The sequence below is a fragment of the Marinococcus halophilus genome (assembly GCF_002265875.1).
Taxonomy (GTDB): Bacteria; Bacillota; Bacilli; order Bacillales; family Marinococcaceae; genus Marinococcus; species Marinococcus halophilus.
In genome coordinates, this window is sequence record NZ_NPFA01000022.1 from 1 (window position 1) to 13,205 (window position 13,205).

Consider the following 13,205-nt stretch of genomic DNA (forward strand, 5'->3'; position numbering starts at 1 on the left):
ACCATTATACTAGAAAACGTGCAGACGTACATGTATTATTACAATTATCAGCGACCCTTTACGAAATTAGCCTTCCACACGCCGGTGGAATACCGAACGGCAGAAGGCTAGGTGCTTTATCTTGTCTCATATTTCTAGGTCAGTGCACTCTGCTCGTTTTTTATTTATTTACGACCGGACAGAACCATGCGGGTCAATAACGAATTTCTTCGCAGCCCCTTTGTCGAAATCCTGATAGCCCTTAGGTGCATCATCCAATGAAATCAGCGTTGCGTTTACGGCTTTTGCAATTTGTGCTTTATCACTTAGAATCAGTTTTAATAAATTGCGGTGATACTGCATCACTGGCGTCTGGCCGGTAACGAACGTATGGGCCTTCGCCCAGCCCAGGCCGATACGGATTTTCAGGGAGCCCTGCTTGGCGTCATCATCGGAGGCGCCAGGATCTTCGGTCACGTAAAGACCTGGGATACCCAGCCGTCCGCCAGCCTCAGTCACTGACATGATTGAGTTCAGTACAGTAGCCGGAGCTTCTTTCGCCTCGGGCCCGTGGCCGGAGGCTTCAAAACCAACAGCGTCAACCGCGCAGTCCACTTCAGGTACGCCGAGAATCTGCTCAATCTGTTCTCCAAGGCTGTCGTGCTTTGTTAAGTTCACGGTTTCGCAGCCAAAGCTTTCTGCCTGCTTAAGACGCTGTTCATTAAGGTCACCTACAATAACGACCGAAGCCCCGAGAAGCTGGGCGGAGTGAGCAGCAGCAAGTCCTACCGGGCCGGCACCGGCGACGTATACGGTAGAACCAGGGCGAACGCCCGCAGAAGCGGCCCCGTGAAAGCCGGTGGGGAAAATGTCCGAAAGCATCGTCAGATCCATGATTTTTTCCATGGCCTGCTCTTTATCCGGGAAGGCAAGCAGCTGGAAGTCTGCATAAGGAACCATCACATATTCAGACTGTCCGCCTACCCAGCCGCCCATATCTACGTAGCCGTAAGCTCCGCCCGGCCGTTCAGGGTTTACATTTAAGCATATATGAGTTTTTTGTTCTTTGCATAGCTTACATCTGCCGCATGCTACGTTAAACGGCACAGAAACGAGGTCGCCTTTTTTGATGAATTCTACGTCACGCCCTACTTCAACTACCTCGCCAGTAATTTCGTGGCCAAGTGCCAATCCTTTTGGAGCGGTGGTTCTTCCGCGGACCATATGCTGGTCACTTCCGCAAATGTTAGTCGTTATAATTTTGAGAATAACACCGTGCTCACATTTTCGTCCTGCGTTAGACGGCGGAACACCTGGACCTTCATGAAGTACTAAATCAGGATAGCCAATGTCTTGAACCTCGACTTTACCAGGACCTTGATAAACGACTGCTTTGTTGCTCATCCTTTAATTCCTCCTCATGGTAATGAAGTAGGAGCGCTTACGCCCTACGTCCAGTGTATTGGATAAATGATTTTCAAGGAAGAACGCACTTTCTTGTTCATTGCTTACCGCTATGATACTATGTATAAAAAAGGGAGCGCTTTCATATGATGGATCCATTTCAGGCACATTGTAAGATGGAAGTGACGCTGGCTGTAATCAGTGGTAAATGGAAAGCAGATATTGTACAGATGCTTTCCGATGGCAGTCCCCGAAGATATGGATTTTTCCAGAAAAATCTTCCCGAGGTCACTCCGAAAATATTGACGAATCAGTTGCGCGAGCTCGAAAACGCAGGTATTTTGACCCGGGTCATATATCCGGAGGTGCCGGTGCGGGTCGAATATCAGCTCACGGAAGCCGGGCTGGACCTTCTCCCAATTTTAGAAGCAATGGAAAGATGGGCGTTAAGCTATATCGAAAAAATTCAACAGCGTGGTTGTGAAATGTAATTCTGGATCCCCTTTTATATATAGAAGCCGCAATATAACGGCTGACTATATGAAAAAGGGGATGTTTTAATGTTTCAACAACTACCTCAGCTCGTCGATGTACGGGGAAGCGTGAAAAGAAATGGCTCTTATCAAAAACGATCACTATCACAGATTACTGGGATCGCAAGGCACCACTCAGCAACGACAAGCGGAGATGCTTTTTCTTTTGCCAATTATCATGTGGATACGCTTGGCTGGCCAAGCGTTGGCTATCATTTTGTTATTACAAAAGACGGAACAATCCAATGGGCTAATGGAATTGACCGGATCTCATATCATGTAGGAAGTAATAATACTCCGTTGATAGGTATATGCCTTGTTGGAAGCAGCTCGTTTACCGAAGCTCAGGAACGTTCATTTTTTGATCTCCAGGCGGCGCTTCGGGGCACGGCCGGAGTCGATGTTTCGATCAGTGATGTTAAAGGCCACCGGGAATACCCCGGCCATTCGTCAAACACATGCCCTGGTATTGATATGGATACGGTGCGGGGGGCGGTGCGCGATGGCCGTCCGGTAGGAGAGGATTTAAATCCAACGCTTCGTCCCGGGGACAAAGGCCCGAGTGTCGCGCGAATGCAGCAGATGCTTCTTGATGCAGGAGAGAAACTGCCACTGTACGGTACAGACGGAGATTTTGGGGAAGAAACGGAAAACGCCGTTCGTTCGTTTCAGAAGTCGCAAAACCTGACAGTAGATGGAATCGTTGGCCCAAACACATGGGAAGCACTCGAAGGCGCTGCAGTGAAAGGGAAGCTCGCAGTAGTATTGGCCGAATTACTGAATGTGCGTTCCCGCCCTTCTTTTGATGCCGATGCGGTAGTAGGCACAGTCAGCCGGGGAGAAGCATTTACCATTATGGAAAAGGTGAATGTTGAAGGAAGCAGCACCGAAATGTTTCAGTTAAAATCAGGTCTTTATATCACGGCTCATCCAAGTTATGTTCAAGTAAAATAAAATGTTCAGGAGACGGGCGCTAGCGCCCGTCTTTTTTCCTATTTTTTTCTCTTTTATAATATTTATCCAAATAAATGGTTTTTTTCTATATAATGAGCATATGTAGTGTTAAAACTCAGAATATTCCAACCAAATTTTAATGCTGCATACATATTTATTGAAAGGAGGGGGACTATGCCTTTAAGGAAAAAAATTGGACTGATTCTAGGACCGGCGTTGTTTGCTTTATTATTTTTTCTCCCTTCGCTTACCGGTCTTGAGAGCGAACCGAGAGCAGTGCTTGCCGTTACGGCCTGGGTAGCTTCATGGTGGATCACAGAAGCACTGCCCATACCAGCTACGTCGTTGCTTCCTATCTTTTTGCTCCCTATTACTGGAGGGGCGGATGAAGAAACAGCAACAATGGCCTATGCCGACCCCATCGTTTTTATGTATATGGGCGGCTTCACCATTGCTCTTGCGATTGAAAAATGGAACCTACATAAACGAATTGCGATGACAATTATTTCATTTGTCGGCACGGGGAGCCAGCGCATTGTTCTAGGCGTTATATTGGCGACAGCCCTGCTGTCCATGTGGATTTCAAATGCAGCTACCGCGTTAATGATGCTGCCTATTGCACTAGCGTTAATAAAAGAGGTGAAGGATAAAGATTTCTTTGATGAAGTATCCTTGAACCGTTTTGCTAAGGGACTGCTGCTGTCAGTAGCCTATTCAGCCTCTATCGGCGGGCTGGCTACATTAATAGGCTCAGTGCCCAACGCTGCTTTTGCAGCTGTGGCTTCGTCCAATCTGGACCGGACGGTTACTTTTGCAGAATGGTTTTTATTTGGCTTTCCTTTAACGCTTATTCTTCTTACGGGGCTTTATTTTTATTTAACGAAAATTCAGTTCCGTGTGGCAGCGCAAAAGGATATTTCCACTGATTTTGCAAGAAACCAGCTGAAAGAGCTGGGGCCTATGTCTTTTGAAGAAAAATCGGTGCTGACCATCTTTACCGTTGTCGGTTTTCTTTGGATTACAAGCGGATTTATCCCGGAAGCCTATCGTCTGTCGGATACTTCTATATCCATTATCGGGGCTACTTCGATGTTTTTGCTTCCTGCTAAACAGGAAAGGGGCGGGCTCATGGTATGGCAGGATATGAAAGAGCTGCCCTGGGGGCTGCTGTTACTTTTCGGGGGCGGGCTGTCTCTTGCGGCAGCATTTGAATCTTCGAATTTAACAGGATGGTTTGGCGAGCTTTTGGGGGGACTTGAGGTACTTCCTTTTGTCTTAATTTTAATTGTACTTGCTGCCATAGTATTGTTTATGACAGAAATTATGTCCAATACGGCAGTGTCGAACATGCTGATGCCGATCAGCATCGGTCTTGCGCTTGGAATAGGAGTAGACCCTTACGCGATTATGGGGATCGTAGCTTTAACAGCCAGCTGTGCCTTTATGCTGCCAATATCCACTCCGCCCAACGCTGCAGTTTTTAGTTCAGATTATTTAACCATTGATGATATGGTAAAAGCCGGATTCTGGATGAATATTGTCGCTATCTTCGTCATCGTTGCGTTTGTTTACTTCTGGCAGCCAGTTGTATTGAATTATTAAGTGTATAAAACCTGCCCGGCCTTTGAGAAGAGATAAAAAAAGATTGTTTTATGCGGAAAGGATTATTTTATGTACACCTATACGATGGGAGAAGGTGAGATATTATTTTCGTTTATTGCGATACTTGCAGTTTGGTTTGTATTCGATGGGCTTTTGCGTCTAAAAACCAGACACCCCTATAGGAGTGAACCAAAACGGAAAAGAAGCAAGCCCATAATTATGCTGGAACGATCTTTAGAATGGACGGGAGCTGCCATCGCGTTTCTTTTGACTGCCTATTCCGGAACGTTTCCGCTGTGGAGTCTGGTGCCGCCAGTAGCAGCGCTTGCTGTAGTTCAATTAATTCAAGGGATGGAGCGGCTGGGGAATGTGCCCGAAGCGAAAGCTCATTGGCATTCGTTTTTAGGAGCGGTATTAACTGCCTCTGTATTGTGTCTGGGACTGGCGGTGTTGATATAGAAGCTTTGAACCACGAGCAAGTTTATTAAAAAACGCCCCCTGCAAACAAGCAGAGAGGCGGTTATTAAAAGATGTAGGAATTAATCGATCGTCTTTGCACCAATATAATGTTCTTCCCAGTAATCGCTGTTCGTGTCAGCGACTTCGACACCGCTTGAGCCAGAATGGATCATTTGCCCGTCTCCAATGTATATACCGCTGTGCGAAGCGCCTTCTGTGTCATACGTACCCTCATAAAAAACAACGTCGCCCACGTTTGGTTCTTCCACGAATTCACCGTTGTTCTGCCAGATGCCTTCATGGGTTCTTGAAACGTCTGTACCATTTTCCTCAAACACGTAGTTGATAAAGCCGCTGCTGTCCAGACCGCTTGCGGTAGTTCCCCCCCATTCATAAGGAGTGCCTAGTACGCTTTCCGCAGAATCAACAAGTCCGGAATCAGACGTGTTGGATGATGTGCTTTCAGTGGAAGGCTCCGAAGATTCTCCAGAGGATGCAGAAGCGACTTCTTCGTTTTCTTCATTATTTTCGCTGCTTTCATTGCTGCTCTCTTCTGTTTCATCACGAGCCTCGGAGGAGTCTTCTGTTTCATCCAATGCCCCCATGGTTTCAGGGCCGGCGATACCGTCTATGCTTAAGTTATTTTCTGTTTGAAATGCTTCTACAGCTTCTACAGTTTCTTCATCATAAGTACCATCAATTTCGGAATTGTAGTAATCAAGATCGCTTAACGTCGATTGAAGAGCTTCTACGCTGGCGCCTGAGTCACCAAGATAAAGAAGAGTGTCGTCAGCAGATTCAGATTTGTTCGCTGTCTCGGCAGAGTCTTCTTGGCTGGAGCTGGTGCTTGCGCTTGAATCAGAATCAGCGAACGCAGCTGCATTTCCACTTAAAGCCGGAGTTAAAGCTAAAGCCGTAACGACGGCAGAGGATAATATATACTTTGGTGCTTTTCTGTTAGATTTAAACATTTATGTTCCTCCTCATGATGTAAATCAATTTATCAAACTGTGAGTAAGTGTAACAAATAGAATGATTCGGGAGGTTTCAGCCAGATTACGTTTTAATAACGCTGAGTATAAAATAGGAAATAATTAATGATCAATTTCTCATCAAATAAAGTGTAAAATGCGAAATGAAAGGAAAAGCGCCCAAATATTATCTGTAATATTTTTAATATAAAAAATATTTTGTTTATTTAATGATTAATTTTCTGAAGGGGGAGTATGAATGGTAAAGGCAGAAAAGAAACCGTTACGAGAAAGAGTGAAGGTGGTTGGCCCGGGGGTGATTGTAGCTGCTTCATTTATTGGGCCGGGGACAGTTACTACAGCTACCGGGGCAGGAGCTTCTTTTGGGTTCGCCCTGCTTTGGGCCGTCATTTTTTCAATTGTCACGACTATTATACTTCAGGAAATGTGTTCGCGGCTCGGAATAATTACTGGAAAAGGCCTGGGGGCAGCGATAAGAGATCAATTTACAAACCCACTGCTGAAATACGGGTCCATGTGGCTTATGATTATTGCTATTGTATTTGGGTGTGCTGCTTACATTGCCGGCGACTTGCTTGGTACTTCATTAGGATTAACGACACTGACGGGTGTTTCTGAAAATACCATAGGCCCTGTCGTAGGCATAATTATTTTATTGCTTGGGCTTAGCGGAAGCTATAAGTTAATTGAACGGGTAATGATAGTACTGATTTCGGTCATGAGTGTAACATTTGTGACCACAATGGTAACTGCCCAGCCGGATCCCGCGGAATTGTTTCAAGGAGCTTTTATTCCCTCGATTCCACCGGAAGCTATAATTACAGTGATAGCAATTGTTGGTACTACGGTTGTTCCGTACAATTTATTTCTCCATTCAGAGAATGTAAAAGAACGCTGGAGCGAGCCAGGGCATTTGAAAGAAGCACGTCTGGACGTATTTTTATCGATCGGCTTGGGGGGATTAATTACAGCAGCCATTTTAATTACGTCGGGGGCTACCATACGTGGGCTTGAAGTAGAATCCGTCGCAGACCTTGCATTGCAGCTTGAGCCACTGCTGGGCAGTTGGGCCACCGCCTTTATCAGCATTGGTTTATTTGCTGCAGGTTTTTCTTCCGCGCTTGCATCGCCACTTGGAGCAGCGGTTACCGTCAGCAGCGTATTAAAATGGAAACGGGGCATGAAAAATATCCGATTTAAACTGGTATTCCTATCCGTGATGGTCATTGGGATTGTTTTCTCCGGACTTGGGTTTGAACCTCTAGATGTTTTGCTTTTTGCTCAAGCATTAAACGGTCTTATTCTGCCTTTTGTCTCAATTATGCTTCTAGTTATTATGAATAACAAAAACCGCCTCGGCCATTACGTGAATCATTGGAAGATGAATCTGGTGGGAGGAGTTATCGTACTGGTTTGCATGTTTCTCGGTGGCTACAGCATTGTGGATGCGATTATGGCTTTTACTTCATAAACCGTCTAGTTTCTTCTAGGGAAATATAAAAGAAAAAGCATAGGAATGATAAGAAAGGGAATAAATACTACTAATTGAATCAATGTTTTAACCCGAAGTTGTACGCGGAAACCAAAATGTAAAATCGAGCTGGCAGTGAAGGGAGGAGCGTTTCATGAATCATCATGATTATGAAAAAAGACTTGCTTTGCATGAGGTGTCTCCGGGAGAGCTTCGTTCAGAGTTTGATGCTGAAACCTTTTCGTTTGAAACGACCGAAGATATGGGTGCTTTTCCATATGAAATGATTGGGCAGGAACGTGCTGAACGGGCTATGGAGTTCGGTCTTTCGGTAAAACAGACGGGATACAACTTATTTGTCGTGGGGCCGACAGGGACGGGAAGAATGACTTATACTCAGCACAGTGTGGAGAATCTGGCCCGAACTCAGGAAAGGCCCGACGATTGGTGCTACGTGCACAATTTTGACGACCCAGACCGGCCGGAAGTGCTCTCCTTTAAAGCCGGGGAAGGCCAGCGTTTTCGACGGGAAATAGAACAGCTGCTGCTGGACATTGAGCGTGAATTAAGAACAGCATTTTCAAGCGATAGTCATGAAAGGCAAAAGCGGGAAATGTTTGAACGCCTTCGTGCAGAAATGGACGAGCTGTGGAAAGAAACTGACCAATTTGCCGTACAGCACCACTTTAAGCTCGAACGCATGCAGAACGGCATTAATAAAATCCCCCTTCAACGCGGCCAGCCAATGAACAGGGAAACCTACCAGCATTTACTTGAAGCAGAAAAAGAGCATTTGCGGGTAAATGAGAAGCTTGTAGAAGAAAAAGTTCAGGACGCTCTGCGCCGTATTGCGAGGATGGAAGAGAATTTTCGCAAAGAAGTACAGGTGTTTATGGCAGATACGGCTTCAGCTGCAGTACAAAAGTTATTTGAGCCGCTCCACAGGCAGTACGGCCATATGCCGAAGGTTACGGATTATTTAACTGCGTATGAACAGGATGTCGTGGAGCATTTTTACTTTTTCGCCGCGGCCCAGGGGCAGGAAAGTTCAGCAGGAGCAATTGAGACAATGAAAGAAAAACAGTATCAGCGGTATGTGGTGAATCTGCTTGTAAACAACAGGCATTTAGATGGAGCGCCAGTCGTATATGAATCTAATCCAACGTATCATAATTTGTTTGGTAAGGTAGAGTATCAGGGGCAGATCGGCAGCCTGGTGACGAACTTCACATTCATTAAACCAGGAGCTGTGCATCTGGCCAACGGAGGATACTTGATCCTTCAAGCCGCAGATCTGCTGCAGCACCCGGGCTCGTGGCCGGGATTAAAACGGATGCTTCAGACCGGCCATGTGCATATCGAAAACTCCTACGAAGAGCGGGGACTGCTGCCAGCGAGTGCTCTTAAGCCAGAGCCGATTCCTTTCCGGACCAAAGTCATCATTATCGGCTCCTATTATATTTATGATCTGCTTTCGAGACTCGATGAAGAGTTTGATAAGCTGTTTAAAGTGAAGGTGGAGTTCGATACCGTTATGGCAAAAAGCGATGAAAACAGCTGGAAAATGGCTGGATTTGTGAAAAATTATATTCAGGAAGAAGGACTGCTGCCATTTCACCGGGAAGCTGTGGCCCGGGTGATTGACTATAGTTCGCGGTTAGTAGATGAGCAGGGTAAAATGACTACGAGGTTTCAGGATATTACAAAGCTGCTCGTAGAATCCAGTCACTACGCGCTGCAGGAAAGGGAGGCCTGTGTCAAAGCGGCACACGTTTTCCGGGCGCTCGAGGAAAAATACAGGCGCTCAAGTCATATTCCCGAACAATACAGAGAAAGAATTTATGATGAAACGATTATGATTCAAACGGAAGGCTACCGGGTCGGCCAGATAAATGGACTGGCCGTTATGGGCACAAGAGATTCCATGTTCGGTATTCCGACAAAAATTACGGCTCAAACGTACGTCGGGAAGAGCGGGTTGATGAATATTGAGCGGGAGACCTCTCTTAGCGGCCAGATTCATCATAAGGGGATGATGATTTTAACCGGGTTTCTATCCGGGCAGTTTGCTAAAAACCGTCCCATTCCTTTATCGGCGAGCATCACGTTTGAACAGACCTATAATTTGATCGACGGCGACAGTGCTTCGAGTACAGAGCTGTATGTGCTGCTTTCCTCTCTGGCCGAGGTGCCTATTTACCAGGGGATAGCAGTAACCGGGTCAGTAAATCAATGGGGAGAAATTCAGCCGATTGGGGGCGTGAATGAAAAGATCGAGGGGTTCTTTCAGATCTGCCGGGAAAAAGGATTGAACGGCCGGCAGGGCGTAATTATTCCGAAGCAGAACGCCCGTAATTTAATGCTCGACCCGGAAGTAGTAGAAGCAGCGGAAGCAGGAAGTTTTCACGTGTGGGCGGTCGGCCATATTTCCGAGGGGATGGAAATTCTGACTGGTGAACGGGCAGGAGCCGTACGCCGGGAAGACGGCACGTACCCGGAAGGCTCAGTGTTTGCCCGCACAGAAGCCCGTTTTAACCGGATGTATGAAGTAGATCTGAGGCAGCAGAAAATAGAATAAAAAATGAACAATACAGTCTGTAGAGAGAGGCTGTATTGTTATGAATACGAATAAAATTTTGCTTGACTTTTTATGTATGCGATTTCATAATTGAAACAAGTTACCATGAATACGTATTCAGCAGGAGTTAAAAAATGATTTCTTCCAAAGAAGTTGCCAAAGAAGCAGGAGTTTCACAATCAACAGTGTCCAGAGTGCTGAATAATTCAGACAAGGTCAGCAAAGAAAACGTAGCTAAAGTTACAGAAGCAATGAGAAAGTTAAATTACCGGCCAAATGCCATAGCCAGATCTTTAGTCAGCAAGCGCTCCAAAACGATAGCGCTCATATCCGGGCCGTTGCATAATCCCTTCTTTGTGGAGACCACTTCATCCATTGTGAATTACGCTAAAGAAAGGGGCTATAATACCAACGTTTTCTTTGAGAACAACGGAGACAACATGACTGTATATGAAACGGTGCTTTCTATGCAGGTGGATGGTATCATATTGTCTTCCGTGTTTATGGATGACCCCATCCTGAAGGAATTGCAGGCATCCCAAATACCGTACGTGATGTTTAACCGTAAGCATAACGAAGGCGGAAACTTTGTGGAAATAAATAATTACGAGGCTGGAAAAATGGCGGCGAACCATTTGTACCAGCTCGGGCATGAGAATTTTGGATTCATCGGAGGGCCAATGTATACTTCCACTTTTTATGGAAGATATCTAGGATTTACAGAAGGAATAGCAGAGCAAACTATGGAAACCGGGAAAGTATTTTTAAACGAAACTGATACGAGTGAGGAAGCGATAGCAGATGCCATTTTCAAAATGATGGGGCGGAAAAATCGTCCTACAGCAGTTTTTGCCGCTACGGATGCCATAGCTATCACTGCCATGGATACACTTCTGGAGCTTGGATACCGGATTCCTCAGGATATTAGTATTTGTGGAGTGGACAACGTACGAATGGCCCGGCATCATGCATTCGAATTAACCACAATTGGCGCTCAGTCCAACAAGAATTTAGGAAGACTCGGAATTGAACATCTCATCAATTCGATTGAAGCTGGAAAGGAAAACATGTCTCCGATCCAAGTTACGCTCGAACCTGCATTGTACCAAAGGAAAACGACAGGGCCTATTAAACCAGGCTCAGTATGAACTGAGCGGTTTAATTTTGGTTCTGAGAATACGTATTCACAGAAAATATTGGGAGGCAGAAGGATGAAAAAAGGATGGTTTTTACTAGGGAAAACCCAAGCTGCTGCAAATTACTATCAGGTTTTCAACCCCCACACAGAGAATTTAATTGGAGAAGCAGCTGAAAGCACTCCAGCCGAGATGCATGAAGCAATCAAAGAAGCAAATGAAGCTTACGAAAAAATGAAAACGTTAACATCTAATGAAAGGGCTGTAATTCTTTTTCGGGCGGCAGAAATCTTACAGAACAGAAAAGAAGACGGGGCGCGAATTATTTCCCAGGAAGCATGCAAGCCGGTAACTGCTGCCCGTACCGAGGTGCAACGAACTATTCAGACCCTGCAGTTTTCCGGTGAAGAAGCAAAAAGAATGAACGGGGAATATATACAACTAGACGCTGCAGAAGGCGGCGAAGGCCGGGATGCTTATACAATTCATGAACCTATTGGAGTAGTTGGAGCCATTACTCCTTTTAATTTCCCTTTAAACCTCGTGACCCATAAAGTCGGCCCGGCGATAGCGGCAGGAAACACTATTGTAGTTAAACCAGCAGAGCAGACTCCTTTTTCAAGCTTGTTACTGGCAGAAATATTAACTGAAGCAGGCCTTCCTTCCGGAGCAATCGCAATAGTTCCCGGAGACGGAAAATCATTAGGAGAAGTAATGCTTCATGACGAGCGGGTGAAAAAAATATCTTTCACTGGCAGCCCCGAAATAGGAAAGCTGTTAAAAGCAAAAGCAGGATTGAAAAAAATGACGCTTGAGTTAGGGAGCAACTCGCCGATGTACATCGACCAGTCGTGCTGTGAAGAAATTAATGAAGTAGCTGAAAAGGCAGTCAAAGGGGCGTTTGCATATAATGGACAGGTTTGTTTAAGTACACAGCGTATTTATGTCCATGCAGAAGTTTTTCAAGATTTTGTACGCAGATGCTCAGAAAAAACTGCTCTTCTTCAGTTCGGGGACCCCTTAGAAGAAAGCACGGAAGTTTCCAGTTTAATTAATAAAAAATCGCAGCAGCGTTTATATGAATGGGTGAAAGAAGCAGAAACCGAGGGGGCTGAAATCCTGGCGGGAGGAAAAAAGACTGGTAATGGTTTAGAGCCGACTATTTTGCTGAATGTTCCTTCCTCATCTTCTATTTCCTGCAAGGAAGCTTTTGGTCCGGTAGTTATTATCAATAAAGTACAAGACTCGGAAGAAGCTTTGGAACAAATGAACAACAGCCGGTTTGGCTTGAACGCGGGAGTGTTTACGAATGACCTGAAGCAGGCTTTGGATATGGCACACCGGATAGAAGCCGGCCAGGTTCTTGTTAATGACGTGCCTACTTTGCGTTTTGATCATATGCCCTATGGGGGAGTGAAGGATTCTGGATATGGAAGGGAGGGAGTAAAATACGCCATCGAAGAAATGACTGAATTGAAAATGATAAGCCTTAAATATCGTTAAGGGGAGAGCGGCATGCAAATACAAACAATGACCGGGAGGGAGAAAGAGCATTTGTTTACTTGTTATTACCCCCAGTACGCAGCTGAGTGGGCAGTAACTTTTCAAACCTTGTTTGGTGAACGTAAAGAAAAAATTATTACTGTTGGAGACGGTATAACGAACCGGCAGAGTATTATAGATCATCTTCCAGTTTACACAACTACTGAAGTAAAGAGGGAAACAGTTATTCCTTATGAAATAGAAAGGAATGCCTTCCAGGAGCAGGGGAAGGAAATATTAAGAAAGTATTTTCTCTACCAGCGCAGGTCATGGAAGGTACCAGTGGTGCAATGGGAGCAAACTTATGTTATTTACGCACCCTACCAGATCGAAGACGTTAGAAAGGGTGCTGGCAATAAGATGAAAACCATGCTGTATGAAGTGAGTTCAGGATCCTACGATAAATTAGAAAAATTTCCTATTATTCAGCAGTTTTATCAAGAAAGGGGAGAATAAAATGAACTTTCTGATAATTATGGCCATTTGTATACTTGGCACCTGGGTGGGGATGGCATTGACACTTTGGAAAACAAACATTGTAAAGGAAAAAGAATA

12 protein-coding genes are annotated in these 13,205 nt (G+C 45.2%); 10 read left to right on the forward strand and 2 right to left on the reverse strand.

The window, feature by feature from the left end:
* The first annotated feature begins 18 nt into the window (after positions 1 to 18).
* Entirely contained in the window at positions 19 to 111 is a 93-nt protein-coding gene (locus CHL76_RS17510; RefSeq protein ID WP_416171864.1) for an IS3 family transposase, read from the forward strand.
* A 57-nt stretch (positions 112 to 168) separates the two neighbouring features.
* Here CHL76_RS17510 and fdhA read toward each other — a convergent pair whose 3' ends face one another.
* Complete coding sequence (gene fdhA, locus CHL76_RS15005; protein ID WP_094909018.1) at positions 169 to 1,383, reverse strand: formaldehyde dehydrogenase, glutathione-independent; 1,215 nt, start codon at positions 1,381 to 1,383, stop codon at positions 169 to 171.
* Between the two features lie 146 nt (positions 1,384 to 1,529).
* Between fdhA and CHL76_RS15010 the strand changes: the two genes are divergently transcribed.
* From CHL76_RS15010 to CHL76_RS16875, 4 genes are all read left to right on the forward strand, one after another.
* Positions 1,530 to 1,874, forward strand: a complete 345-nt coding sequence (locus tag CHL76_RS15010) for a winged helix-turn-helix transcriptional regulator (protein WP_094909019.1) — start codon at positions 1,530 to 1,532, stop codon at positions 1,872 to 1,874.
* A gap of 69 nt (positions 1,875 to 1,943) precedes the next feature.
* The gene (locus CHL76_RS15015) at positions 1,944 to 2,870 is read left to right on the forward strand and encodes a peptidoglycan-binding protein (RefSeq protein WP_094909020.1); all 927 of its coding nucleotides are present in this window, start codon (positions 1,944 to 1,946) and stop codon (positions 2,868 to 2,870) included.
* A gap of 174 nt (positions 2,871 to 3,044) precedes the next feature.
* The gene (locus CHL76_RS15020) at positions 3,045 to 4,472 is read left to right on the forward strand and encodes an SLC13 family permease (protein ID WP_079475153.1); all 1,428 of its coding nucleotides are present in this window, start codon (positions 3,045 to 3,047) and stop codon (positions 4,470 to 4,472) included.
* Positions 4,473 to 4,691: 219 nt separating this feature from the next.
* Positions 4,692 to 4,931 carry a hypothetical protein gene (locus tag CHL76_RS16875; protein ID WP_143747478.1) on the forward strand — a complete coding sequence of 80 codons (240 nt, stop codon included), beginning with the start codon at positions 4,692 to 4,694 and terminating at the stop codon, positions 4,929 to 4,931.
* Between the two features lie 80 nt (positions 4,932 to 5,011).
* Here CHL76_RS16875 and CHL76_RS15030 read toward each other — a convergent pair whose 3' ends face one another.
* Positions 5,012 to 5,902 carry a C40 family peptidase gene (locus CHL76_RS15030; RefSeq protein WP_079475155.1) on the reverse strand — a complete coding sequence of 297 codons (891 nt, stop codon included), beginning with the start codon at positions 5,900 to 5,902 and terminating at the stop codon, positions 5,012 to 5,014.
* A gap of 259 nt (positions 5,903 to 6,161) precedes the next feature.
* Here CHL76_RS15030 and CHL76_RS15035 point away from each other — a divergent pair, with 259 nt between their 5' ends.
* From CHL76_RS15035 to CHL76_RS15055, 5 genes are all read left to right on the forward strand, one after another.
* Complete coding sequence (locus CHL76_RS15035; RefSeq protein WP_079475156.1) at positions 6,162 to 7,394, forward strand: Nramp family divalent metal transporter; 1,233 nt, start codon at positions 6,162 to 6,164, stop codon at positions 7,392 to 7,394.
* Positions 7,395 to 7,548: 154 nt separating this feature from the next.
* Entirely contained in the window at positions 7,549 to 9,972 is a 2,424-nt protein-coding gene (locus tag CHL76_RS15040; protein WP_094909022.1) for a Lon protease family protein, read from the forward strand.
* A gap of 134 nt (positions 9,973 to 10,106) precedes the next feature.
* Positions 10,107 to 11,120, forward strand: a complete 1,014-nt coding sequence (locus tag CHL76_RS15045) for a LacI family DNA-binding transcriptional regulator (protein ID WP_079475158.1) — start codon at positions 10,107 to 10,109, stop codon at positions 11,118 to 11,120.
* A 63-nt stretch (positions 11,121 to 11,183) separates the two neighbouring features.
* Positions 11,184 to 12,611 carry an aldehyde dehydrogenase family protein gene (locus CHL76_RS15050; protein ID WP_079475159.1) on the forward strand — a complete coding sequence of 476 codons (1,428 nt, stop codon included), beginning with the start codon at positions 11,184 to 11,186 and terminating at the stop codon, positions 12,609 to 12,611.
* A gap of 12 nt (positions 12,612 to 12,623) precedes the next feature.
* The gene (locus CHL76_RS15055; protein ID WP_094909023.1) at positions 12,624 to 13,106 is read left to right on the forward strand and encodes a hypothetical protein; all 483 of its coding nucleotides are present in this window, start codon (positions 12,624 to 12,626) and stop codon (positions 13,104 to 13,106) included.
* The last annotated feature ends 99 nt before the right edge of the window (positions 13,107 to 13,205 follow it).

Coding starts and splice junctions, on each gene's coding strand:
- CHL76_RS15045 (WP_079475158.1), top strand. CDS start 10,107: ATGATTTCTTCCAAAGAAGTTGCCAAAGAAGCAGGAGTTTCACAATCA.
- CHL76_RS15015 (WP_094909020.1), top strand. CDS start 1,944: ATGTTTCAACAACTACCTCAGCTCGTCGATGTACGGGGAAGCGTGAAA.
- CHL76_RS15055 (WP_094909023.1), top strand. CDS start 12,624: ATGCAAATACAAACAATGACCGGGAGGGAGAAAGAGCATTTGTTTACT.
- CHL76_RS15050 (WP_079475159.1), top strand. CDS start 11,184: ATGAAAAAAGGATGGTTTTTACTAGGGAAAACCCAAGCTGCTGCAAAT.
- CHL76_RS15010 (WP_094909019.1), top strand. CDS start 1,530: ATGATGGATCCATTTCAGGCACATTGTAAGATGGAAGTGACGCTGGCT.
- CHL76_RS15035 (WP_079475156.1), top strand. CDS start 6,162: ATGGTAAAGGCAGAAAAGAAACCGTTACGAGAAAGAGTGAAGGTGGTT.
- CHL76_RS15020 (WP_079475153.1), top strand. CDS start 3,045: ATGCCTTTAAGGAAAAAAATTGGACTGATTCTAGGACCGGCGTTGTTT.
- fdhA (WP_094909018.1), bottom strand. CDS start 1,383: ATGAGCAACAAAGCAGTCGTTTATCAAGGTCCTGGTAAAGTCGAGGTT.
- CHL76_RS15040 (WP_094909022.1), top strand. CDS start 7,549: ATGAATCATCATGATTATGAAAAAAGACTTGCTTTGCATGAGGTGTCT.
- CHL76_RS15030 (WP_079475155.1), bottom strand. CDS start 5,902: ATGTTTAAATCTAACAGAAAAGCACCAAAGTATATATTATCCTCTGCC.
- CHL76_RS16875 (WP_143747478.1), top strand. CDS start 4,692: ATGCTGGAACGATCTTTAGAATGGACGGGAGCTGCCATCGCGTTTCTT.